This window comes from Nocardia sp. NPDC059764, assembly GCF_042732555.1.
Taxonomy (GTDB): domain Bacteria; phylum Actinomycetota; class Actinomycetes; order Mycobacteriales; family Mycobacteriaceae; genus Nocardia.
Genome location: NZ_JBHWHH010000066.1, coordinates 12,484 through 35,234, shown reverse-complemented (window position 1 = coordinate 35,234; position 22,751 = coordinate 12,484). Strand labels below are relative to the sequence as shown.

Annotated in this window: 22 protein-coding genes and 1 pseudogene; 13 read left to right on the top strand and 10 right to left on the bottom strand. The window is 69.5% G+C overall.

Annotated elements, in window-relative coordinates; genetic code table 11:
• Window positions 1-108: 108 nt before the first annotated feature.
• Window positions 109-306 (top strand): hypothetical protein, encoded by a 198-nt coding sequence (locus tag ACFV4K_RS16940; protein WP_357098833.1) that lies wholly within the window; start codon window positions 109-111, stop codon window positions 304-306.
• A 99-nt stretch (window positions 307-405) separates the two neighbouring features.
• On the opposite strand, the gene ACFV4K_RS16935 is transcribed toward ACFV4K_RS16940, so the two are convergent.
• Both ACFV4K_RS16935 and ACFV4K_RS16930 read right to left on the bottom strand, forming a co-directional pair.
• Entirely contained in the window at window positions 406-609 is a 204-nt protein-coding gene (locus tag ACFV4K_RS16935; protein WP_357088699.1) for a DUF397 domain-containing protein, read from the bottom strand.
• Entirely contained in the window at window positions 606-1,493 is an 888-nt protein-coding gene (locus tag ACFV4K_RS16930; protein WP_379275776.1) for a helix-turn-helix domain-containing protein, read from the bottom strand. Before ACFV4K_RS16930 ends, ACFV4K_RS16935 begins: the two co-directional genes overlap by 4 nt.
• A gap of 253 nt (window positions 1,494-1,746) precedes the next feature.
• Here ACFV4K_RS16930 and ACFV4K_RS16925 point away from each other — a divergent pair, with 253 nt between their 5' ends.
• The 3 genes from ACFV4K_RS16925 (at window position 1,747) to ACFV4K_RS16915 (ending at window position 3,624) form a co-directional block, all read left to right on the top strand.
• Complete coding sequence (locus ACFV4K_RS16925) at window positions 1,747-1,950, top strand: hypothetical protein (RefSeq protein ID WP_357088694.1); 204 nt, start codon at window positions 1,747-1,749, stop codon at window positions 1,948-1,950.
• A gap of 343 nt (window positions 1,951-2,293) precedes the next feature.
• Complete coding sequence (locus tag ACFV4K_RS16920) at window positions 2,294-2,761, top strand: GNAT family N-acetyltransferase (RefSeq protein WP_379275774.1); 468 nt, start codon at window positions 2,294-2,296, stop codon at window positions 2,759-2,761.
• Window positions 2,762-2,763: 2 nt separating this feature from the next.
• Entirely contained in the window at window positions 2,764-3,624 is an 861-nt protein-coding gene (locus ACFV4K_RS16915) for a hypothetical protein (RefSeq protein WP_379275773.1), read from the top strand.
• A 9-nt stretch (window positions 3,625-3,633) separates the two neighbouring features.
• Here the strand turns inward: ACFV4K_RS16915 and ACFV4K_RS16910 are convergent, their stop codons facing one another.
• From ACFV4K_RS16910 to ACFV4K_RS16895, 4 genes are read right to left on the bottom strand one after another with little or no spacing between them, the layout of a single operon-like run.
• Window positions 3,634-4,617, bottom strand: a complete 984-nt coding sequence (locus ACFV4K_RS16910; RefSeq protein ID WP_379275771.1) for an SCO2521 family protein — start codon at window positions 4,615-4,617, stop codon at window positions 3,634-3,636.
• Window positions 4,618-4,629: 12 nt separating this feature from the next.
• The gene (locus ACFV4K_RS16905; protein ID WP_379275769.1) at window positions 4,630-5,679 is read right to left on the bottom strand and encodes an SCO2522 family protein; all 1,050 of its coding nucleotides are present in this window, start codon (window positions 5,677-5,679) and stop codon (window positions 4,630-4,632) included.
• Complete coding sequence (locus tag ACFV4K_RS16900) at window positions 5,676-6,608, bottom strand: SCO2523 family variant P-loop protein (protein WP_379275767.1); 933 nt, start codon at window positions 6,606-6,608, stop codon at window positions 5,676-5,678. Before ACFV4K_RS16900 ends, ACFV4K_RS16905 begins: the two co-directional genes overlap by 4 nt.
• Entirely contained in the window at window positions 6,605-8,485 is a 1,881-nt protein-coding gene (locus tag ACFV4K_RS16895) for an SCO2524 family protein (RefSeq protein WP_379275766.1), read from the bottom strand. The genes ACFV4K_RS16900 and ACFV4K_RS16895 overlap by 4 nt, the downstream gene beginning before the upstream one ends.
• A 212-nt stretch (window positions 8,486-8,697) precedes the next feature.
• Between ACFV4K_RS16895 and ACFV4K_RS16890 the strand changes: the two genes are divergently transcribed.
• Genes ACFV4K_RS16890 through ACFV4K_RS16880 form a run of 3 tightly spaced genes read left to right on the top strand, consistent with a single transcriptional unit; the run spans window position 8,698 to window position 11,691 of the window.
• Entirely contained in the window at window positions 8,698-9,585 is an 888-nt protein-coding gene (locus ACFV4K_RS16890) for a carbohydrate ABC transporter permease (RefSeq protein WP_379275764.1), read from the top strand.
• Window positions 9,575-10,405 (top strand): carbohydrate ABC transporter permease, encoded by an 831-nt coding sequence (locus tag ACFV4K_RS16885; protein ID WP_379275762.1) that lies wholly within the window; start codon window positions 9,575-9,577, stop codon window positions 10,403-10,405. The genes ACFV4K_RS16890 and ACFV4K_RS16885 overlap by 11 nt, the downstream gene beginning before the upstream one ends.
• An 11-nt stretch (window positions 10,406-10,416) precedes the next feature.
• Window positions 10,417-11,691, top strand: a complete 1,275-nt coding sequence (locus ACFV4K_RS16880; protein WP_379275760.1) for an extracellular solute-binding protein — start codon at window positions 10,417-10,419, stop codon at window positions 11,689-11,691.
• Here ACFV4K_RS16880 and ACFV4K_RS16875 read toward each other — a convergent pair whose 3' ends face one another.
• Both ACFV4K_RS16875 and ACFV4K_RS16870 read right to left on the bottom strand, forming a co-directional pair.
• A complete protein-coding gene (locus ACFV4K_RS16875) occupies window positions 11,692-12,615 on the bottom strand; it encodes a DNA-3-methyladenine glycosylase family protein (RefSeq protein WP_379275782.1) in 924 nt (307 codons plus the stop codon).
• A gap of 59 nt (window positions 12,616-12,674) precedes the next feature.
• Window positions 12,675-15,434 carry an FAD-binding and (Fe-S)-binding domain-containing protein gene (locus tag ACFV4K_RS16870; protein ID WP_379275758.1) on the bottom strand — a complete coding sequence of 920 codons (2,760 nt, stop codon included), beginning with the start codon at window positions 15,432-15,434 and terminating at the stop codon, window positions 12,675-12,677.
• 156 nt (window positions 15,435-15,590) lie between these two features.
• Here ACFV4K_RS16870 and ACFV4K_RS16865 point away from each other — a divergent pair, with 156 nt between their 5' ends.
• The 6 genes from ACFV4K_RS16865 to ACFV4K_RS16840 all read left to right on the top strand — a co-directional run bounded on the left by ACFV4K_RS16865 (window position 15,591) and on the right by ACFV4K_RS16840 (window position 22,331).
• Window positions 15,591-17,471, top strand: coding sequence for an ABC transporter ATP-binding protein (locus ACFV4K_RS16865; protein WP_379275756.1), 1,881 nt, complete (start codon window positions 15,591-15,593; stop codon window positions 17,469-17,471).
• Window positions 17,472-17,590: 119 nt separating this feature from the next.
• A complete protein-coding gene (locus ACFV4K_RS16860) occupies window positions 17,591-18,535 on the top strand; it encodes a class I SAM-dependent methyltransferase (protein WP_379275755.1) in 945 nt (314 codons plus the stop codon).
• Between the two features lie 190 nt (window positions 18,536-18,725).
• Complete coding sequence (locus ACFV4K_RS16855) at window positions 18,726-19,196, top strand: hypothetical protein (protein WP_379275753.1); 471 nt, start codon at window positions 18,726-18,728, stop codon at window positions 19,194-19,196.
• A 129-nt stretch (window positions 19,197-19,325) separates the two neighbouring features.
• Window positions 19,326-20,402 carry a DNA polymerase IV gene (locus ACFV4K_RS16850; RefSeq protein WP_379275751.1) on the top strand — a complete coding sequence of 359 codons (1,077 nt, stop codon included), beginning with the start codon at window positions 19,326-19,328 and terminating at the stop codon, window positions 20,400-20,402.
• Window positions 20,403-20,429: 27 nt separating this feature from the next.
• Entirely contained in the window at window positions 20,430-21,269 is an 840-nt protein-coding gene (locus tag ACFV4K_RS16845; RefSeq protein ID WP_379275749.1) for an enoyl-CoA hydratase/isomerase family protein, read from the top strand.
• A gap of 69 nt (window positions 21,270-21,338) precedes the next feature.
• Window positions 21,339-22,331 (top strand): oxidoreductase, encoded by a 993-nt coding sequence (locus ACFV4K_RS16840; protein WP_379275747.1) that lies wholly within the window; start codon window positions 21,339-21,341, stop codon window positions 22,329-22,331.
• 55 nt (window positions 22,332-22,386) lie between these two features.
• Here ACFV4K_RS16840 and ACFV4K_RS16835 read toward each other — a convergent pair whose 3' ends face one another.
• Entirely contained in the window at window positions 22,387-22,524 is a 138-nt protein-coding gene (locus tag ACFV4K_RS16835; protein ID WP_379275780.1) for a DUF5073 family protein, read from the bottom strand.
• A gap of 31 nt (window positions 22,525-22,555) precedes the next feature.
• A pseudogene (locus tag ACFV4K_RS16830) lies at window positions 22,556-22,693 on the bottom strand (hypothetical protein); the annotation flags it as partial.
• Between the last annotated feature and the right edge of the window lie 58 nt (window positions 22,694-22,751).

Genomic DNA, 22,751 nt, shown 5'->3' with positions numbered 1-22,751 from the left:
CCAGCGCGGGGCCCAGGATTCCCAGCGCTGGAAGTTGATCACGAAACGGCAGCCGTTCAGCAACGAAACCATGTTTACGCGCGTTAAAACATGGGTATCCAACTATTCGTGGACCGAGGACTGAAGAATGCACGTCCCCGGTACCGGAAATTGGGTCCTGACGACTGGGTCGAACGGCTGATCGTAGGGATGCTCTTCGCGGTATCGGCGATGGGCGTATACGTACTGACCGGCGCTTTGATGCCTTCGGTCGCGATCGGCGTGCTGGTGGCCGCCGTCGCGATCGGAGTAGTCGCGATTCTCTGAGTGTGATCGTGAACGACTGATACCGAGGTGTGCGGGCCCAGGAGCCCGCGCACCTCGTTCAGTTCTCTCAACGCCCGCGAATCGTCCGCCGCCCGCGAATCACCTGTCGAAGCGCCCGTTTTCGAGGCCGGCGGTGAACGACGACCACTCCGCGGCGCCGAACACCAGCGCCGGCCCCTGCGGATTCTTGCTGTCCCGCACGCCGACCCGGCCCGCGGGCAGGAACGCCACTTCGACGCATTCCTTACCGGCCCCGCTGCGGCTGCTCTTGAACCAGCGGGCCCCGGAAAGCTCCACACTCATGCCGAATACTCCTTCGCCACCTGCCGCAGCAGGTTTCTGCTGTCCTGGACGTCCAACGCGCAGCGTTCCAGCCCGTCCTGGGCCCGGCGATAACGCTGAACGTCGCCCTGTCTCTCGAGATACAGATCGCCGGTGAACCCCTCCACGTAGACCACCGGGGGCTCCACCGGCTGCCCCTTGCTGTCGGATCCGAACTCCAGGATCACGAACGGGCCGGTCGAAAGTCCCAGCGGGACACCGGCGGCGAAGGGCAGGATACGCAGAACGACATTGGACCGGGTACTCAGTTCCGCCAAGTGCCGCACCTGCGCCGCCATCACCCTTGCACCTCCCACCAGGCGGCGCAATACCGATTCGTGCAACACCATGGCGATGGCGGCCGGGTGCATGCGCCGGGTGATCATGGCCTGGCGCTGCATGCGCAGCTGAACGCGCCGATCCACCTCGGCCGCCGTCTCTTCCGGGTATCCGAGCCGGTTCAGGGCCCTTGCGTAGTCGGAGGTCTGCAGCAGGCCCGGCACCAATTCCGATTGGTAGCAGGACAACTGCTGCGCGGATGCCTCCAAACCCACGTAGACGTCGAAGTTCTCGGGAATCAGGTCGCCGTAGGAGTGCCACCAGCTCTTGACGGCCGCCTGCTGCGCCAGACCCTTGAGTCCGTCGGCGATCTGGACGGGGATCCCGTAGATCCGGCACAGTTCCTGGATGTCGATGGTGCGGATGCGGTCCGCGTTGCCCTTCTCCAGCCGCTGCAGGGTGCTGGCGCCCCACTCCATCAGCTTGGCGGCCTCGGCGATGGTCAATCCTGCCTGGATACGCCAGTCCCGTAGGTAGCGGCCGAGCTGGCGGCGCGGCAAGGTGGATGACGCGGGACCTTCTGACACAACACGCTCCATTCGCGTTCGCGGGCATGGATCGGGGGACGCGAGGTTCGTCCACTATGGAGAATCGTCCTCTCCCAAGTGGATTCGCTGCTGGGAATTCGCGCAATTTTGCGTTCTCCTTGTCGAAATTCGCCCGCTTGGCGTCTGCTCGTGGTGTGCTAGATGTGTGCCCGGAGCGGTGTAGCTAGGCCCCTTTCCTTTCCTGAACCTCCGGGCACTTCAGGAACCAGCGGGAACGAGGAGTGGTCTGGACATGCAACTGACGTCCCTCAATTTGCACATCGCCGTTCTGTCGCGCTGCCGCCGGGATCCGGGGGTGATGACCGCCGAACAGGCGCACGCAGCAATGCAATTGCACCTCGATTGCACCGTGCAGACCTGCAAGGTGCGTCGCCGAGCCCGGGCCACCCTGGTGGAGGAGGGGCGGTGCGTGCTCGACGAGCGCGCGTTGCCATGACGGCCGTCGATCCGGCGCACTCGGGCTTCGACCGGGTCGTGTACCGGCTGTTGTGGCTGGTGCTCGACGCCCGTTCCACGCGCCATCGCACCCAGGAGATTTCGCGGCCGGGGACATACCGGGGAAGGCCCCCGGCCGCGATGAACGCTGCGGCACAGCGCTTTCGAACGCCCCGCGCCTAACCTCCGGGCAGCGGCGGTGTGATCCCCACCGCGTGCAGCAGCGCGGTTCGGCCCGTTCGTTCCACAGACGGCGGGCGGGCCGAACCGCACCCAACCCTCGGCGTGACGCTTACCCTGGAATCCATCGCACTATGCGCCCGGGGTGGAGGGGAACACCGTTGTTGGCCTTCGAAGAGCCGGCTATTCCGGTATGTCGGACTGCGTCGCTGGCGGATCTGGACGCCATTCGGGCGCTCGAGGTGGTCGAGTTCGAGCATCTCGCGTATCCGTATTTCGTGCTGCGGCAGTTGTTCGAATTACACGGAGCAAACTGGACGGTTGCTGAAGATGCGGGGGAGGTGTGCGGCTATGTCCTCACCGCCATCGACGGCGACAGCACGGCGTGGTTCCTCGGCTTCGCCGTGGCTTCCGCGTGCCGCGGGCGCGGTTTCGGCCGGGTCCTGCTGGAAGCCGCACTGGCCCAATGCCGCAAGGTCCACGCCGAACAGGTCTACGTGACCGTGAAGCCGGGCAATCGCTCCGCCTACCACCTGTACAAGGAGGTCGGATTCGCCTGGGCGGACCATGAGCCCACCTACTTCGGCGCGGATGAGCCCCGAGATGTGCTGGTGCACAGGATCTATCATTGATCATGCTCGAGAGAAGCGCGCCGTCGTCACCCTTCGTGGCCGATATGAGCATGCGGATCGAGCGCCACGCCGACGCCTACGGCGAGAGCATCACCGAATTCCTGGCCCAGCCACACGGATTGCGCCGGCGCGCCACCGAACAGCCCCTGCTGGACCTGTTCACCCGGCACACCGAGGCGGTGGTCGCCACCTACGATCCGCCCGGAATCCGCCGGGCCGGCGACAGTCTCGTCTTCGGCCACATCTACGCGCCCGCGCTGCACCGCCCGGCCGGGCCGGATCCGCAGGCCGTGCCGGTCAACCAGCTGCTCGCGGCGCTCATCGCCGCGGAGGTCGAGTTCCGGGGTCCGCTCCGGCTGAGCCGTACCCAGAATCGGCTGCTCGCCGAGGCGTACGAACGTCTGGGCCGTCCGCTGGTCCAGGCCGGACTGCCCGGCCATGCCGCCCTGGCCTATCGGCGCGCGGGCAGTCTGTACCGCATCGACGAGGACACCGACGCCGAGGACCGCTGCGGGCTCGCGCTGGCCCGCGCCCGGCGGCAGGCGCAGCCGCAGGCCTGGCGGCGGCTCGGCGGCCTGGTCCCGGATCTGGTCTGCGGCTACGGGTATCGGCCGTTCCGGATGCTGTGGTTCGTGGTGTTCCAGCTCCTGGTCTTCACCGGCGCGGTGGCGTTGCGCGCGGAGCAGCCGGTGGCCGTGACGGTGTACCAGGTGCTGATGAACTACCTCAACCCGCTCGGTGTCGGCGACACCGATCACCTGCGGGTGGGCGGCCGGGCGGTGTTCGTCACCGAGGCGTACACCGGCGCGGTCACCATGTCGGTGTTCTTCGCCCTGTTGGTGCGTCGCTGGTTCCGGCTCTGAGAACAGTCCTCACCACTGCACGGTGCTGATCTTGGAGCTGCGCAGCGCCTCCAGGGTGGCCACCGCCAGCCGGTCGCGCAGGTGCCCGACCTGCGCGGTCCACTGCCGGGTGAAGCCGGGATCGGATTCCAGCCGGGTCCACAGTTCACGCAGCCGGGGCGGGGTGTGCGCGCCCGGCATCCACAGGTGCACCAGCTGTTCGAGCAGGGGAGCCAGCTCGCCGGTGGGATCGCGTTCGAGCACGGGACGATTCGCGTCCGACAGCGCGGCGGCGAGGGTGGACAGCAGCCAGTCGTGCACGGCGAGATCTTCGCAGAAGCGCTGCACCCCGGCCAGATCCCGGACGGTCGGCACCATGATCCGCACCGATCGGGTGTTCTCGTCCTCCAGCCGGAAGGCGAACAGCGTCCGCCCCCGCGCGCTCCCGTCCACCGGTGGCGCGACCCGGGCGGCCCAGCGCAGCCGGGTCGCCCCGGAGTGCACCGGCGGGTCCTGGTCCAGCCGCGGATCGTTGCGCACCCCGGTGAGCAGTCGTTCGCTGATCGAGCCGAGGTCGAGGGTGGTGGCACTGGACGCCTCCAGGAAGCCCTCGGTGAGGTCGACCGCCGTGGCGGTGTCGTCGCCGATGCGGTGCACCAGTTCGACGGTCCCGACCCGGTTCAGATAGTGCGACCAGGCCCGCCGGTTCTGATTGGCCGCCCGCACCACGGTGGAGCAGGCCGAACTCTGGATCACCCGGCCGCCCACCAGCACCGCGTGCGCGGCGACCGTACCGATGGCCCGGCTGTCCGACCGCGACACCGTCGCCAGTCGGCAGTCCACGCCCACCGGTGTAGTCGGCGAGATGGCCAGCGCCAGTGGGCGTTCCCGCATCAGCACCCGCTGCCCGGGCAACAGCGAGAGCAGGGCGGACGCCTCCCGCGCCGCCAGTCCCCCCGCATTCGGCAGCAGCGCCGTGCGCACCTCGCCCAGCAGGACCAGCGGATCGCTCATATGACGGCCACCTCAGACGTCACCGAGGAACAGGTGGTTCAACCGGCGGGTGACCTGACGCGGCACCTCGACCGGAATCCGTTCGCCCGCACCGCGTTCGGCGAGCTTGGCGTGCACGTCGTCGTCGAGTTGCAGGTGGTCCAGGATCACCCGCACCGCGTGCTCGATGCCCAGGTAGCTGTAGGGCAGCACCGACAGCGCTCGATAGGCGGCGAACGGTTTGGCCTGCGGATTCAACTGCACCACCGCGGGCAGCCGGGACCACTCCTCGGGCCACGGGTCGTCCCACGGCACCGGGGCGGCCACCATGGCGCCCTCGTCGCGAATCATCCCCAGCCGCAACAACTGCCAGATGGAGGCGAGGAACGGGCAGGACCAGAGGATGCGCTCCTCCTGCTGTCCGGCCACCTCCTCGAGCTGCCGGCTCCACAGCTGCACGTCCAGGAAGATGGAGTGGTTGCGCGCCCCGAACTCCTCCGGCGGCCGGTACCGCGTGATCCGCATGGCCTGGCCGGCATCGTATTCCGAGGAGCGGCGGCCGTTGCACAGCCAGCCGGATTCGACGGTGGGCGGGCGACGGCCGGTGCTGTCGCGTTCGGGTTCGGCGACGATGCGCGCCGCCATCATCTCGGCCAGCCGCACCGGTTCGCCCACGGGTTCGCCGTCCAGGAAGGACGGCACCTCCGCGCACCCGGCTTCGCGGGCCAGGTAGTCGATGCGGACCTCGCATTCCTCCGCGGCGGTCAGCAGTTTCTCGAGCACGTGCCGGGGGTCGGCGACGCGGCGGGCGTCGCGGCCGCGGCCCGGGGTGCGGCCCCAGAAGTAGTCGTCGACCAGGAAGCAGGTGCTGACCCGGGCGCCCGGGCCGAATTCCTTTTCGGCGGCGGCGATCTGGGTCTCGACGATGGGCGCGACCTTGCGCAGTTGCGCGCGGATCCGGTCGACGCCGTTCACCAGTTCGTCCATGTAGAAGTGCCCGACCTCGATGGACAGGTGCGAGAGCGGCTGCCCGGCCACGCGGTTGCGCTCACCGGCCTCGCTGTAATCGGTCGCGGAGCTCATCTGCGTATCTCCACCTGTTCCCAGACGGCGTCGTTCATGAGTTTCTCGGTGAGCGTGCGGAACGCGTCCACGGTCTCGGCATTGGCGACGTGGGCGGCGACATCCACATCCAGGATCACCTGCTCCCGGCATTGCAGCATCGGTTCCACCGGGGTCTGGCCCAGTATCCCGCTCGGACCCATCCCGTGCCGGTTGGCCGCGCGGGTCAGGGTGTTGTGTTGTTCCTGGAGCCAGGCGGCCTGGGCCGGACGCAATCCGGCGGTGCGGTTCAGTTCGGGGACCGCGATGCGGACGAAGCGCAGCGAGTTCAGCAGTCCGGTGCGGTCGTGTCCCCACGCCTCCCCGGTGGCCAGCACCCCGTGGTCGTCGTGCACCAGGCCGCGGGCGGCGGCGATGTGCTGGCGGGTCCAGCGATGGAAGATGAGCCACCGGCACACCGCGCGCGACAACTGCGACTGCTTGGTCGCGCTGAGGGCGAGCGCCAGGGCGATGGAGCGGCCCGCGCTCAGATCCACGAACGTCACGTCGAATTCCTGCTCGCAGGTGGCGAACAGGGCGGCGCAGCGGTCGATCATGCGCTCGTCGAGGGTGGTGAACTCGGAACCGCCGAGATCGCCGGGGAACAGCACCAGGCGGCCCGAGGGATGCCGGGACCGGCTCAGTTCCATCCGGTCGGTCTCCGAGCGCACGCTCAGCCGGGCGGGGGAGCCGTTCTCGTCGAGCAGGTACGCGTGCAGACCGGTGCCGTCGCGCACCCCGTTGTCGATGCGGCTGATCTCGAAAGTGCCGCCCGCGGTGGGCGATCCGAAATCGAAGTCCAGGTAGGCGACCTTGTGGCCCTTCATGCTCAGCCAGTACGCCATATTGCAACTGGTGACCGAGCGGCCGGTGCCGCCCTTGTCGGACGCGGAGAACACGAGCACGGTCATTCGCTCCTGGTGGCGTCGAGCCGGGCGTAGGCGAGTTCGTCCAGCTCCATGAGGGCTTGCGAGGCAAGACTGACGGCGGTGCCCGGGCGCTCGTCGATGAGTTTGCGAGCCCGTTCCAAGCGTTGTTCGGCCAGCGCCAAAGCGGTGCGGCCCGCGGAGACGTCAGTTTCGCTGAGCTCCAGCATCTCCTGGTTGAGCAGGTGTTCGGCCTCGGTGAGCAGTTCCATCGCGCGGGTCACCGAGTTCGGCGCGCGCAGCGGCGGTTCCCGGTACATGCGGGCGGCGGTCACCATGCACTCGACCACGCGCTCGGTGAGATACCAGGACGGCAGATGCGAATCGCTGCCGCCGAAGATCCGGCTGGGGTCGTCCCAGAGGCCGGTGGCCGGTCCCTCGCGGAAGGCGCGCAGATCGAGGTGGTCCATGGTGGCCTGGGCCAGCGCCATCAGCTGATCCCGGGTCTCGATGGTGCCGGAGAGCCGGGCCGCCTGCAGGGTGCGCTTCAAAAGCACCGTGGCGTAATCGGATACGGTCCACAGCAGCAGCGGGCCGTCCAGCTCCTCGCTGCCCAGCAGGCGCAGGCTCACGCCCGGGGTGTGCATGGTGCGGGCCGGATCCCCGGCGGTGAAGCGGCGGATGATGCGGCCGCGGCGGGCCAGTTCGTCGAAGATGGTGGCGGCGCGATCCAGGTCGTCGTCATTGGCATCGCGGTTGAGCAGGTCCTGCATGAGCACCGCGGACACGATGAGACTGAAGTAGTCGGACTCCTCGCCGTCGGAGGTGCGCCACGGAATGTCCTCCAGCGGCCAGCGGCCATTGCCGAAGCGCGCCACCGCCGCCCAGTACCGCTGGGCCAGATCCCAGCGCAGCTGCAGCGCCTCGGCCAGACGGCGCTGCTCGGTATCGAGCAGGTCGAGTTCGCGGGTGCGCTGCGAGGTGAGGTCGTTGATGCCGTCCAGCGCCACCACGGTGAAATGCAGGTAGGGGCGGGCGACGGCGTGGCCGGGCTGCTGCGCGATGGGCAGGTCCACGAAGTCGATGTCGGCGGCTTTGTGCACGATGGCCCAGCTCCAGCCGCATTCGAACAACATGTCCGAGCTGTCCAGGTCGACGCCCTCGATCTGGCTCAGCGTGGCGTCGTTGCGTAGGCGGATCCGGACCCGGTCCAGGCGGTCCCGCACCGCGCGCACCACCGCGTCGGTGGAACCGCCCGTCTGATTCAGCATCGACAGCATGGCCTGACCGGCCGGGGATTTGGGCGTCACCGTGTTCACCACGAAACTGCGGATCAGCCCCACCATCGCGGCGGTGAGACGGGTATTGATGTGGGCGTCCAGGCGGTCGATGCGCGGGCCCAGGTCGATGGCGAGCCGGTTCCGTCGGCCCACCGCCAGCGCCGACACCGGACCGCTGAAGCCGCGCAGGAACTTCAGGGCCGCCAGGCACAGGGTCAGCGACATCGAATAGGAGTCGACGACTTCGAGCGCGTGCTGCTCCGAGGTGGGCTCGGCGCCGTTCGAGGAGGCCAGATAGCTGCCCGCGGCGAAGTTCGGCAGCTCCTTGCCGGTGTCCGGATCGTGGTCGGTGTGCCGTTCGACGTACTGCTCGAGCAGCCACACCACCCGCTCGCCGATCCGCAGGCCATCATCGCCCAGCGGGGACAGCACCGCGAGGATGTCCTTGGCGATCTCGTCGGGCGTCTCCAGGCCGAACCCGTCGATCTCGGTGGCCGGATACAGCAGGCACAGCAGCTGTTCGGCGTCGCTGATCGAGTTGGAGCCGTTGCGGCCGCCCCAGACCCAGGCCTCGTCCTGATAGCACGCGGTCAGCAGCGACCGCCAGACTCCGAGGATCTGCTCCCGCGGTTTGATTCTCATCGACGCCGTCCCCTGCCCTGTCGTGGCCAGCCTCGCCGTCATCGCAATGTACGAGCGCGGCACAAACTATCATGCGCCGACGCCGCGCACCGGGTGGAAAGCGGGCTCGAAATCGCGTCGCGCACAGCGCAATATCGGACATCACACAATATCGGGCAAGTCGGGCGTGGGGTGGCGCACGCACCCGCGCCGGGCCGGTAGCGTCGCCCGGCATGGACCGGACGGCCCGCCGCGCCACAGCCGGCACCAGGCACGCGGCGGTCGGCTACGCGCTGCTGCTGCCCAGCCTGCTCGGAGTCGGCTGCTTCCTGCTGCTGCCGATCGCGGTGGTGCTGTGGCTCAGCCTGCACAGCTGGAATCTGCTGGGGCCCACCCGATTCACCGGCTGGGACAACTGGCGATCGGTGCTCACCGACCGGCAATTCGGACATTCCATCCTGGTGACGCTGGCATTGACGGCGCTGGTGGTGCCGGTGCAGACGATATTGGGATTCGCGGTGGCCGCGCTGCTGGCACGCCGCAGGCGGGCCGGGACCGTGCTGCGGGTGGTCTACGCGCTGCCGTGGATGTGCGCGCCCGTGGCGGTGGGCGTGGTGTGGCAGTGGATCTTCGCGCCGACCGGTGGGGCGCTGAACGCCCTGCTCGGGCATCGGGTGGAGTGGTTGAGCTCGCCGAGGCTGGCGTTGCCCGCCGTCGCCGCGGTCATCGTGTGGATGAATGTCGGATATGTGGCTTTGTTTTTCGTGGCCGGGATTCGGGCCATACCGCCCGAGATCCTCGACGCGGGCGCCTTGGACGGGGCCGTCGGGTGGCGGCGGGTGCGCTGGCTGATCCTGCCGCTGTTGCGGCCGACCATGTTCTTCGTGCTGGTCACCGGGGTGCTCAGCGTTTTCCAGACCTTCGACGCGGTGTACGCGCTGACCAAGGGCGGGCCGGGGCATCACACGGATGTCGTTGCCATGCGGATCTATTCGGAGGCGTTCGACGCCGCGCATCCGGGGCGGGCCGCGGTCATGGCGGTGGTGGTGTTCGCGGTGATGTTCGTGATCACGATGGCGCAGCACCGGTACTTCCGGAATCGGACCAGCTATGAGTACTGACCGGCGGGCGGCGGCGCGGGCGGTCGCGGCGTACGGGGTGCTGATCCTCGGGGCGCTGCTGACGGTGGCGCCGCTCGTGTTGAGCGCCATGACGGCGCTCGAGACTCCCCAGCAGTTCGCGGCCGAATCCGCAGTGGCCACACCGGATCCAGTGACTGTGGACAACTTCCGCACGGTGCTGGATCAGGGGCTGGGCCGGGCCGTCGCGGTCACCGCGCTGATGACAGTGTGCATAACCTGTGGACAACTCGTGACGTCGATCTTGGCGGCATACGCGTTCGCGCGCACCAGATTTCCCGGACGAGACGTGCTGTTCTGGGTGTACCTCGGGACCATGATGGTGCCCAGCGCGGTCACCCTCGTGCCGCTGTACCTCATGTTCGCGAAACTGGGGTGGCTCAACACCTTCTGGGCGCTGGTGCTGCCGTTCCTGTTCGGTTCGCCGTACGCGATCTTCCTGCTGCGCCAGTACTTCCTGGCCATTCCGGGGGAGATCATCGACGCGGCGCGGGTCGACGGCGCGAACACCCTGGACATCCTGTTCGGCGTGGTGGTGCCGATGAGCCGGCCGATTCTGGCCACCCTCACCGTCATCACCGTGGTCTCGCAGTGGAACAGCTTCATGTGGCCGTTGGTCGCCGCGTCCGGGGCGAAGTGGCAGGTGCTGACCGTGGCGACGGCCACCATGCAGACCCGGTACAACGCGCAGTGGACGCTGATCATGGCCGCCACCACACTGGCCATCGCGCCACTGGTGCTGCTGTTCGTGGTCTTCCAGCGGCAGGTGCTGCGATCCATCGCGGTGACGGGACTCGAATGAGGAGCCTCCGCGTGAAGGATTCGACCCGGGCGGTTCTCGGGATCATCGTGGTCGCGGTACTGCTGGTGGCCGCGGCGTTGTGGCTCGGACGCGATGCGGAGAGCGGCGGGCGGACGGTGGTGCGGCTGCGGATCTGGGATCAGAGTTTCGTCACCGCCTACCGGGCCTCGCTGGACGAGTTCCAGCGCGCCAACCCGGATGTCGAGGTGCGAATCACGCTGGTGCCGTGGGCGTCCTACGCGCAGAAGCTGCGGCTGGACGTGGCGGGCGGGATCGCCGACGACCTGTTCTGGACCAACCTCTACGAGGACTACGCCGACAGCGGGCACCTGCTGGATATCGGTGCCGCGCTCGGCCCGGAAGCCGCGCACGGCTGGGACCCCCGGGCCGTCACGCAGTTCACCCGGAACGGGACGCTCTGGGCGGTACCGCAATTCGTGGACGGCGGAAGCGCGGTCTACGTCAATCGGGACCTGCTCGGGCAGGCCGGAGTGGATCCGGGTGAACTGGCCGGGCTGCGGTGGAATCCGGATCCGGGGCAGGACACCTTCCGGCCCGTCCTGCGGCGACTGGCCGCGGTCTCGGCATGGCCGTACAACGCCGCCAACGACTTTCAATCGATCGCGCTGCCGTATCTGGGCTCGGCGGGCGGGCAGTTCCAGCGGGACGGGCGGTTCTCGTTCGACTCACCCCGGGGCCGCGACGCCTACGGATACACTGTGGGTCTGGTGGCCGACCGGCTGTCACCGTCGGCCGCCGACACCAATACCAGCGGCGACTTCGCCAAGAACGCTTTCTTGCAGGGCCGCATGGCGTTGTTCCAGTCCGGCACCTTCAATCTGGCGACCATCGCGCAGAACGCCGGATTCCAGTGGGGATTGGCCATGATTCCCGAGGGGCCGGCCGGTCGGGTCAGCGCCGACAATGCCATCGGGGTCGCGGGCAATGCCGCCACCCCGCATCCGGACGCGGTGCGGCGCGTCCTGGCGTGGCTGGGGAGCGCGGCCGGCAACCGCTACCTCGGCCTGGACGGGAACACTATTCCGGCGGTGGTGTCGGAGCAGCAGGTGTATCGCGACTACTGGGCGCGGCACGGCGTGGACGTGTCGCCGTTCTTCGACGTACTGCGCGGCCGGACGATCAGCGCCGGTGGTGGGCCCGGATTCCCGGCAGCCCTGCAAGCGGTCACGCCGATCTTCGATGAGATGTACCTGGGCCGTATCCCGGTGCCCGAAGCCCTGACCCGCGCGCAGCAGGCGGCGGAGTCCGCGGCCGAGCAGCGGTGATCAGATGCGGCTGTGATCGGTATAGGGCGTGCGCGGACCGAACTTCGGCTTGTGCGCGAAACCGGCCAGTCCGAGCAGCCGCACCGCGCGATACCGGTGCGGGCGTAGCGGTTCCAGGTATTCGACCATGGCGTCGTCGTCGATCGGCTCACCCAGCAGGGTCCAACCGACAGTGGCGGCCAGATGGAAATCGCCCACCGACAGGGCATCCGGATCACCGAAGGCCCGCTGCGCGATCTCGGCGGCGGTCCAGACCCCGATCCCCGGCACGGTCCGCAGCCGGTGCGCGGCGTCGGCGTGGCTCAGGGTGGCGGCCTGCTCCAGCTTCGGCGCGATCCGGGCCGCCAGCACAATGGTTTTCGAACGCTGCGGCCCGACATTGGCGCGGTGGTAGACCCACGACGGGATGTGCCGCCAGGTCTCGGCGTCCGGCATCACCCGCAGACCCTCGGGGGCGGGTCCGGGTGCGGGAGTCCCGTAGCGCCACACCAGTTTCCGCCAGGAATCGTGGGCGGTCCTGGTGTGCACCTTCTGTTCCAGCACCGCGGGGACCAGCGCCTCCCACACCAGGTCCGTGCGCAGCATGCGCAGGCCCGGATTGCGACCGTGCGCCTCGACGAGCTTGGGATGTTCGGGACTGAAGTCGCTGACGTCCTCGTCCAGGCACAGCATGCGCGGCAGCTGCTCGAGGAATTCCTCACTGCCCGGACCCCACGCGCGGGCGTCGACGGTGTGGCGGTCGCGCTGCCGCAGCCGGTAGGTGACCTCGCCCGACGGCATCCGCGAGGCGTGCCAGTGCGAGCCGTCGGGGGTCTCGCGGTGGCAGGGGTCGCCGAAACCGTGGCGCAGCGGGGAGATGGTGGCGGCCAGATCCAGCGGCCGGTCCGAGCTCAGCGTCCGGCTGTGGTCCGCGGTGACAGCCACCGGCCCGCGAGCGGGCTGGGCGGGCGGCGCGGAAGTCACCGAGTCATTCTAGGGACGCCTCACCGGTCCAGCAGGAACTGGGCGAGATGGCGGGCGGAACGCCCGGCCAGCTGCGCGGCCTGGGTCCGGCAGGAGAAACCGTCGGCGAGCAGGATCGCGTTCGCGGGCGCGGTGCGCAGGGCCGGGAGCAGACCCCGCTCGGCGACCGCGACCGACACGTCGTAGTGGCCGCGCTGCATGCCGAAGTTGCCCGCGAGTCCGCAGCAGCCGGTGACCTCGATCACCCGCGCGCCGGTGCGGTCCAGGATCCTGCGGTCGGCGGCGAAACCGAACACGGCGTGCTGGTGGCAGTGCGGCTGCACGAGCACCGTGCGGCCGGAACGGTCCGGGGGCTGCCAGCCGGGCTGCGTCTCCAGGAACTCGGCGAGGGTGCGCACCGCGGCCGCGACGGCGGCGGCGCGCGGGTCGTCCGGGAGCAGGCGGGGGAGGTCGTCGCGGAGGGCGGCGGTGCAGGACGGCTCCATGCCCACGACCACGCCGCCGGATCGGACGTGGGCGGCGAGCGCGTCCACGGTGGCGCGCAGTCGCTGACGCGCGCCGTCCAGTTGGCCGGTGCTGATCCAGGTCAGACCGCAGCAGACCCGCCGGTCCGGAATGTGCACGTGATGACCCAGCGATTCGATCAATTCGACCGTGGCGGTGGCGATCTCGGGGTCGAAGGCGTTTGTGAAGGTATCCATCCACAACAGCACGCCCGGCCCGTCCTGCGGAGACGCCGAAGGACGCCAACTCCGGCGGAAGCTCCGCTTCGCCAGCGTCGGCACCGCGCGGCGGGAATCCATTCCGGCCGCACGCAATCCGAGTCTGCGCAGCGGACCGGCGTCACCGAGCGCGTTGACCAGGCCCGGCACTCGCGACGCCGCCGCCAGCCAGCGCGGCAACTGACCGAGGGTGTAGTGGTCGATCGGCCGGGGCCTGCCCTGATAGCGGCGGTACAGCGTCTCGGACTTGTAGGTGGCCATGTCGATCCCGGCCGGACACTCGGAATGGCAGGCCTTACAGGACAAACACAGGTCCAGGGACTCCGCGACGGCCTCCGACCGCCAATCCAGCTCGCCCCTGACGACATCCTGGAGAACTCGGGCGCGACCCCGGGTGCTGTCCTTCTCGTCGGCGGTCGCCAGATAGGACGGGCACATGACGCCGCCGGGGTTGTCCGCGCGGCACTTGCCGATCCCGACGCAGCGGTGCACCGCGGTGGCCAGATCTCCGTCGGCGGGGAAGGAGAATCCACCCGTGGTGGGCAACGGGCGCAGTCCGGCCAGGCGCAGGTCGGCGTCGAGCGGGCGGGGATGAACGAGGACACCGGGATTCAGGACCGCGTCCGGGTCGAACAGCGCCTTGAAGCCCGCGAAGGCGTCGAGCGCATCCCGGGAGTACATGAGCCGCAACAGATCCGAGCGGGCGCGGCCGTCGCCGTGCTCGCCCGACAGCGAGCCGCCGAAACCCACCACCTGCCGGGCCGCGTCCTCGAGGAAGGCGCGGAAGCGTCGCGGCGCTTCGGCTATCGGCAGATCCAGGCGCACGTGGACGCAGCCGTCGCCGAAATGGCCGTACAGCAGGCCGTCCACGCCGTGCTCACGGGTGAGCCGTTCGAAGTCCCGCAGGTAGTCGCCCAGGCGGACGGGCGGCACCGCGGCGTCCTCCCAGCCGGGCCAGGCCGGATGACCGTCCGGGGTGCGTCCGGCCAGGCCCGCGCCATCGGCGCGGATGCCCCACAGCGCGCGAGCCTCGGCCGCGTCGGTCACCAACCTGGAGTCGAGGGCGTGGGCGGACGCGCGCAATCCCTCCGCCCGCTCGCGCGCCTGTTCCGGTGTGTCACCGTCGATTTCGATGAGGAGCCAGCCGCCGCCGCGCGGCAGTTCGGGCACCGCGCCCCGGTGCACGCGCACCACATCGACCAGGCGGGCGTCCATACCTTCCACAGCGATCGGCCCGGCGGCCATGATCGTGGCAATATCGTCGGCGGCCGTGGGCATATCCGGGTAGCCGAGTACGACCAGCACCGTCGCCGCGGGCACCGGGACCAGATCGACGGTCGCGTCGAGCAGCAGTCCACAGGTTCCCTCGGTGCCGACGAAAGCCCTGGCCACCGACGAACCGCGTTCCGGCAGCAGATGTTCCAGCGCGTATCCGGACGCCTGCCGCTCGAATCTGCCGAGTTCGGTGCGGATCAAGGCCAGGTGTTCCCGGGTGAATTCGGGCAGCCCGGCGAGTACCGACGGGTCGCCCGCGAGGGTCCGCTCCACCCCGCGCCCGTCGAGAATCCGCAACTCCCGCACCGTATCCGAGGTCCTGCCCCAGGCCACGGCGTGCGGGCCGCAGGCATTGTTGCCGATCATCCCGCCCAGGGTGCATCGGTTCTGGGTGGACGGATCCGGGCCGAACCGCAGCCCGTGCGCACCCGCGCGCCGCTGCAACGCGGCCAGCACCACGCCCGGCTGCACCCGCGCGATCCGCCGCTCGGGGTCGAGATCGAGGATCTCGGTCATATGGCGGCTGAAGTCGAGGACCAGACCCGGTCCGATGGCATTGCCCGCGACCGAGGTGCCCGCCCCGCGCGCGGTCACCGACAGTCCCTCCGCCCGGGCGATATCGAGGGCGGCCATCACATCGGCGGCATCCCGCGGAAACACGACGGCCGCCGGCGGCACCCGGTAGTTCGACGCGTCCGAGGAGTACTCGGCACGTCGGCGCGGGCCCGTGTCCACCTCGCCGGTGATCGACCCGCGCAACGCTCGTTCCCACACTTCGCTCACGACCTGGCCTCGCTCACCGTTCAACCCTAGGCGCGCCCGAATTTTCGCTGCCAGCGAACTCCTGACCAGCCCGGAAGCATTTGCCCTCAACCTTTGTTGAGGTCTTATTGTCGGTGGTGCGGGTTTTGATCGAACCCGGACAGGTGAGGAGCGGGGATGAGTATCGAATCGGTGGCGTGGAATCAGCTCTATCGGCAGATGCACGCACCCACGGAGCAGCGACCGCTGCGCGCGGCCACCGCCAAGCGCATTCTCGCCTTCGCGCGCCCACATCACCGGCAGTTGGTGGCGTTCCTGGTGTTCAGCATCGTCTCGGCCCTGCTCGCGGTGGCCACGCCGGTGCTGGCGGGTCGCGTGGTCGACGCGATCGTCTCGCACGGCGCGCCGCGCACGGTGATCGTGCTCGCGGCCATCATCGCCATCGTCGCTGTACTCGACGCCGGACTGGGACTGGTCATCCGGTGGCTGTCGGCGCGCATCGGAGAAGGGCTCATCTTCGATCTGCGCACCGCGGTATTCGACCATGTCCAGAAGATGCCGATCGCCTTCTTCACGCGTACCCGGACCGGCGCACTGGTGAGCCGGTTGAACAATGACGTCATCGGGGCGCAACGGGCCTTCAGCACCACCCTGTCCGGCGTCGTCACCAATGTGGTGACCCTCGCGCTGACCCTGGCCGTGATGCTGCGGCTGTCCTGGCAGATCACCCTGCTCGCGCTGGTGCTGCTGCCGGTGTTCGTCCTGCCCGCGCGGCGCATGGGCGAACGGCTGGCCGGGATCCAGCGCGAGGCGGCCGGGCTCGACGCGGCCATGAGCACCCAGATGACCGAACGCTTCTCCGCGCCCGGCGCCACCCTGGTCAAACTGTTCGGGCGGCCGCGGCAGGAGTCGGCGGAGTTCGGGCTGCGGGCCGGGCGGGTGCGCGATATCGGGGTGCGCACCGCCATGCTGCAGACGGTCTTCGTCACCGCGCTCACCCTGGTCTCGGCGCTCGCGCTGGCGCTCGTCTACGGCCTCGGCGGCTACCTCGCGCTGAAGGGACAGATGGAACCCGGTTCGGTCGTCGCGCTCTCGCTGCTGCTGACCCGGCTGTACTCGCCGCTCACCGCGCTGGCCAGCGCCCGGGTGGACGTGATGTCGGCGCTGGTGAGCTTCGAGCGGGTCTTCGAGGTGCTGGATCTGAAGCCGCTGATCGAGGATTCGCCGCTGGCCGGGCCGGTGCCGCCGGGGCCGGTGGCGGTCGAGCTGGACGGCGTGAACTTCGGCTACCCGTCGGCGGACAAGGTGTCGCTGGCCTCGCTCGAGGACGTGGCCACCCTGGACACCCGGGGCGGTGAGGAGGTGCTGCACGAGGTGTCGCTGCGCGCCGAGCCCGGGCAGATGGTGGCGCTGGTCGGCTCCTCCGGGGCCGGGAAATCGACCATCGCGCAATTGGTTTCGCGGCTCTACGACGTGGACTCGGGTGCGGTGCTGCTGGGCGGCAAGGATGTGCGGGAACTGACCGGGCAGTCCATCCAGGACACCGTCGGCCTGGTCACCCAGGACGGGCACCTGTTCCACGACAGTATTCGCGCCAACCTGCTGCTCGCGCGGCCCGAGGCCACCGAGGACGACCTCTGGGACGCGCTGCGGCGGGCCCGGCTGCGCGACCTCATCGAATCGCTGCCCGAGGGTCTGGACACCGTGGTCGGCGAACGCGGCTACCGCCTGTCCGGCGGTGAACGGCAGCGGCTCACCATCGCCCGGCTGCTGCTCAAGCAGCCGCGCGTGGTGATCCTCGACGAGGCCACCGCGTCACTGGACTCCACCTCGGAGGCGGCCGTGCAGGAAGCGCTGGCCGAGGCGCTCGACGGTCGCACCGCCTTGGTGATCGCCCACCGGCTGTCCACCATCCGCAATGCCGACCAGATCATCGTGCTCGAGCACGGCCGGATCGTGGAACGCGGCACCCACACCGAACTGCTCGCCGCGGACGGCCGCTACACCGAGCTCTACCGCACCCAGTTCGCCGATTCGAGCGTGCCCGCCACGGCCTGATCGGGCACGCCCGCGACGGCCTCATCGGATACAGCGGGGCCGGCCTGATCGGACCGGACACATTGCCGGATCGGCAAAATGATTCGAGGCGGGTGGGCGCTCCCCGATAGCGTCGGGGCATGAGCGCTCACTCCCACGAACAGACAGGCACGCACGCACACCAGCATTCCCACGGCCATGCGCACGGTCACGGCCACACACACGACGGAATCGACTGGGCGACCATGATTCCCGACCTGCAGCGCGACGACGCCATGTCGGCCGCCACCAATGCCGAGATCGCGCGCCGACTGGTCGGATCGATTCCCGCCGGGACCGAGGCGGTCGTCCTCGACATCGGCGCGGGCGCGGGCGGTCAGAGCGTGGCGTTCGCGCGCGAACTGCTCGCCCGCGGCGGCGGCCGGCTGCTGATCGTCGACGCCGTGCCCGAATTGCTCGAGGTCGCCCAGCAGGCCGTGAAGGTCGCGCTCGACGGCGACGACCGGGTCCACGTCGAGACGGTGACCGCCGACGCGGCGGCCGAGGACTTCGGCGCGGGACTCCCGGCGGACCTGGTGTGGGCCTCCCGCATGGTGCATCACCTGCCCGATCAGCAGGCGGGCGTGGCCCGCTTCGCCGGACTGCTGCGACCGGGCGGGCGGCTGGCGCTGGCCGAGGGCGGAGTGAGCGTGCGGTGCCTGCCGTGGGAACTCGGCATCGGCGCGCCCGGCCTGCAGGATCGGCTGCTGGGCCTGCGCGACGCGGGCTTCGCGCAGATGCGCACCGACATCACCGGCGCGGTCTCCATGCCGTACGGCTGGAATGTGGCGCTGACCCGGGCCGGGCTGACCGAGGCCACCTCCTTCAGCGTGCTCACCGATCACCCCGCGCCGCCCGCCCCGGCCGTGCGCGACAGCGTGGTGGCGTGGCTGACCGGACTGAGCGAGCGGGTCGGCGAACGCCTCGACGCGGCGGACCGGGCCACCATCGCGGCCCTGCTGGATCGCGACGCCGATACGTATATCGGTGCGCGCGAGGATATCTACATTCTCGGGGCCACCACGGTGTTCGTCGGCCGCCGCTGATCCGGCTCCCGCCACGCCGCGGGACGACATGTCGGTCGGGCGCGATCGTGATCTGGCCGTGCCCGAACCGACACCGTGTTGTGGCCGCAGAACCCGCTCCGACCTCCCGAAATGCCCTGCTATGCGGCATAATTCGAGCTCCCATGGCATAACCCACATGATCGTTTCACATGCCGGGGGAGGAGTTTCGGTGACCCGTACCAAGGAGCAGCGGCAGACGGCCGCGACCCGCGTCGACGATATCGAGGGCGGGTTCGGTGCGCGTCGATATCGGCCCTCGGCGGACGCGCCTCCCCTGGAACTACGGGTGACCGGTGGCACCAAACGCACCGACGAGGACTGGGTCGTCCCGAAACAGCTGGTGGCCGAATGCGTCTCGGGCAAGCTGGTGCTGGACTTCACCCAGGCCCGATGCTCCCGGCGCGAGATCGACATCCGGGTCGCGGCCGGCGCCGGAGCGATCGTGCTGATCGTGCCGCGCGGCTGGCGGGTCGACCTGGAGGGCGTGCGGCCGGGCACCGGCTCGGTGGCCAATCGCGTCAAACTGCCGCGCTTCCCGGGCGCTCCGCTGATCCGGGTCACCGGGGAGGCCGATTCGGGTGCGGTGAAGGCGCGCTACGCCTACCGCTCGCCCATCGGGCTGCTGCGCCGCTCCCGCTGACGCGGCGCGCCGCTCCGCCCGACCGCACCCGGTATCCCGGTAATTCGGGAGACCATGCGGTATGACGGAAGAGTACGCCGGTTTCGCCCCGGAGAGTCCGGGTTCAATGCTGCGGGAGGGTACGCCGGCATGACGCGCTGGCTGCTGCACGTCGACCTCGACCAATTCCAGGCCGCGGTCGAATTCCGGCGGCACCCGGAGCTGCGCGGGCAGCCGGTCATCGTGGGCGGGAACGGCGATCCCACCGAACCTCGCAAAGTGGTGTCCTGCGCCTCCTATCCGGCGCGGGCATTCGGGGTGCGCGCGGGCATGCCGCTGCGCACCGCCGCGCGGGTCTGCCCGGACGGGGTCTTCCTGCCGCAGGATCTGGCCACCTACGCCGAGGCGTCCGAGGAGATCATGGCGCTGCTGCGCACCTTCCCCGGACGGGTGGAGGTGCTCGGCTTCGACGAGGCATTCCTCGCGGTCGACACCGAGGACCCCGAGGAACTGGCGCGCGAGATCCGGTCGGCCATCGCGGAATTGGATCTGACCTGCGCGGTCGGCATCGGGGACAACAAGACCCGGGCCAAGCTGGCCACCGGGTTCGCCAAGGCGGTGGGCAAGTCGCCGCCGGCGGCCGACGAGCCGCCGCCGGAACAGGACGCGGGGACCGGGATCTTCCGGCTGACCAGCGCCAACTGGGTCGAGTTGATGGCCCACCGGCCGACCACCGCGCTGTGGGGGATCGGCGCGCGCATCGCGAAACGCATGAGCGGGTTGGGCATCGAGACCGTGGCCGATCTGGCCGCCGCCGATCGGGCCGCGCTGGCGGCCGAGTTCGGGCCCAATACCGGGCCCTACCTGTGGATACTCGGGCACGGGGCCGGGGACACCGATATCGCCGAGCCGCGAGAACCGGTGGGGCACAGCCACTCCGAGACCTTCCCGCGCGACCTCACCGAACGCGACGACATCGACGCGGCGGTGGTGCGGCTGGCCACCCAGGTCGCGGAGGAGACCTTCGCGGCCGGGCGGGCCGTCGGGCGGGTGAGCGTGACGGTGCGGACCAAGACCTTCTTCACCCGCAGCAAACAGCGGAAACTGCCCGCGCCGACCACCGACGTGGACGAGATCGCGCAGACCGCGTTGGAGGTGTTGCACGGGTTCGAGCTGGATCGGCCGATCCGGTTGCTCGGGGTCCGGGTCGAGTACGCCATGCTGTGATCAGGTCTACCGACGGAAGGCATCCTTATGAGCACAGCATCGCGCAGCGATTCCCACAGGGGTGGCGGCGGGGCGACGGGCGGGCGTTACAACTACGAGAACATCCTGTTCGAGCATGACGGCCCGATCGCCCGCATCACGCTGAACCGGCCGAACGCCGCCAATGGCATCGATCAGGCGCTCGCCGAGGAGCTGGAGCGCGCGGCCACCTACTGCTCGGAGGATCCGGCGGTGAAGGTCGTGGTGCTGACCGGCGCCGGGCGGTTCTTCTCCGCGGGCGGCGACGTGCGGGCCATGGCGGCCAGCGGCGACACCGGCGCGTTCATCGAGAAGCTGGCCGGGACCCTGCACCGCGCGGTGTCCGCGCTGGCCCGGATGGACGCGCTGCTCATCGTGGGCGTGAACGGCACCGCCGCGGGCGCGGGCATGAGCCTCGCGGTGGCCGGTGACCTGGTGGTGGCCGCCGAGTCCGCCGCCTTCACCATGGCGTACACCAAGATCGGCCTGAGCCCGGACGGCGGCGCGTCCTACTACCTGCCGCGTCTGATCGGCCTGCGCAAGACCCAGGAGCTCATGCTCACCAACCGCACCCTGCGCGCGGCCGAGGCCCTGGAGTGGGGTCTGCTGCACCGCGTGGTCGCCGACGACGAGCTGGCCGGGGCGGTCGAGGCGCTGGCCCAGGAGTTCGCGGCCGGTCCCAAGGCGTCGAATGCGGCGGTGAAGAAGCTGCTGCTGGTCTCCGGGCAGCACAACCTGGAGGAGCAGCTCACTACCGAGGCCGCCTTCATCACCCGCAACTCGGAGTCGGCGGACGGCCAGGAGGGTATCGCCGCCTTCACCGGGAAGCGCGCCCCAAAATACGCCTGACGTCCGGATTCGTCTGAGCCCGGCCGTTTTCCCCGATCCGGCCGGAGCTCCGCCCCCTATGCTCGGACCATGGGTTTCCAGGCGATGGTGGCACACGAATCGGACAACGGGATCGCCCTCATCCGGGAGGAAGTAGCCGACGACTTCCTCATGCCGGGTGACGTGACGATCAAGGTGCACTTCTCGAGCGCCAACTACAAGGACGGACTGGCCATCACCCCGCGTGGCGGCGTGGTGCGGCAGTACCCGCTCATCCCCGGCATCGACCTCACCGGCGAGGTGGTCAGCTCCACCGATCCGGAGTTCGCACCCGGCGACCTGGTGATCGCCCACGGCTACGACATCGGCGTCGCCCACCACGGCGGCTTCGCCGAATACGCCCGCGTGCCCGCCGGCTGGGTGGTGAAACTGGACGGCCTCACCCCGCGCGAGGCCGCCGCCATCGGCACCGCGGGCTTCACCGCCGCCATGAGCGTGCAGGCCCTCCTCGACCGCGGCGTGACTCCGAACTCCGGCCCGGTCCTGGTCACCGGCGCCACCGGCGGCGTCGGCACCGTGGCCGTCGACATCCTCGCCGGCCTCGGCTTCGAGGTCGTCGCCTCGACCGGCAAACTCGGTGCGACCGAACTCCTCTCCACCCTCGGCGCGTCCTCGGTCATCGGCCGCCTGCCCGCCGAAGGCGAAAAGCCCCGAGCCCTCGGCAAGGCCCAATGGGCCGCCGCCGTGGACAGTGTCGGCGGCGAATCCCTCGCCCACATCCTCAGCACCGTCAAATACGGTGGCGCGGTGGCCGTCTCCGGTCTCACCGGCGGCGCCAACCTCCCCACCACCGTCATGCCCTTCATCCTCCGCGGCGTCTCCCTGCTCGGTATCGACTCCGCTCACTTCCCCATCGCCGACCGCCGCGACCTCTGGTCCCGCCTCGCCAAAGACCTGAAACCCCAGCACCTCTCGTTGCTGGAAAATTACGCACCCATCACCGAAGTCGAGTCCGTCCTCCACTCCATCCTCGACGGAACCCACTCCGGCCGAACGGTTCTCGGCGTGGCCGGGGAGTTCTGACCAGTGGTGCACCGTTTCATGTGAAACAAGTAGCGTTGCCCACCGGTTGCCGTAGTCAGCCCGCCAGCACGTCGAGAGCGGCGAACAGGTGCGGCAACGCGGTGGGCCCGTAGGACGAGGCGATCTCGGCCAGCGCCCGGGCCAGTTGCGCGGCGATGCCCGATGCCGGGAGGAGTTCCTCGGCGAGGACTATGCCGCCGACGATGTGGTCGGCTTTGATGCGCTGGTCGCGGGTGAGTGCCGTGCAGCAGCGCGAACTCGTTGACCGACAGGTCGGAGGTGAAGATGCTGTTCGCGTGCGAGAGGCGTTCGCCCGCGACCTGATCGAGCTGCTGCGGCTGACTCGGCTGGTTGGGTTGCATGCTGTTCACCCTCCGTCGGACCCCGGTTGGATCCCTCCCCGAAGGTACGACCGGAACA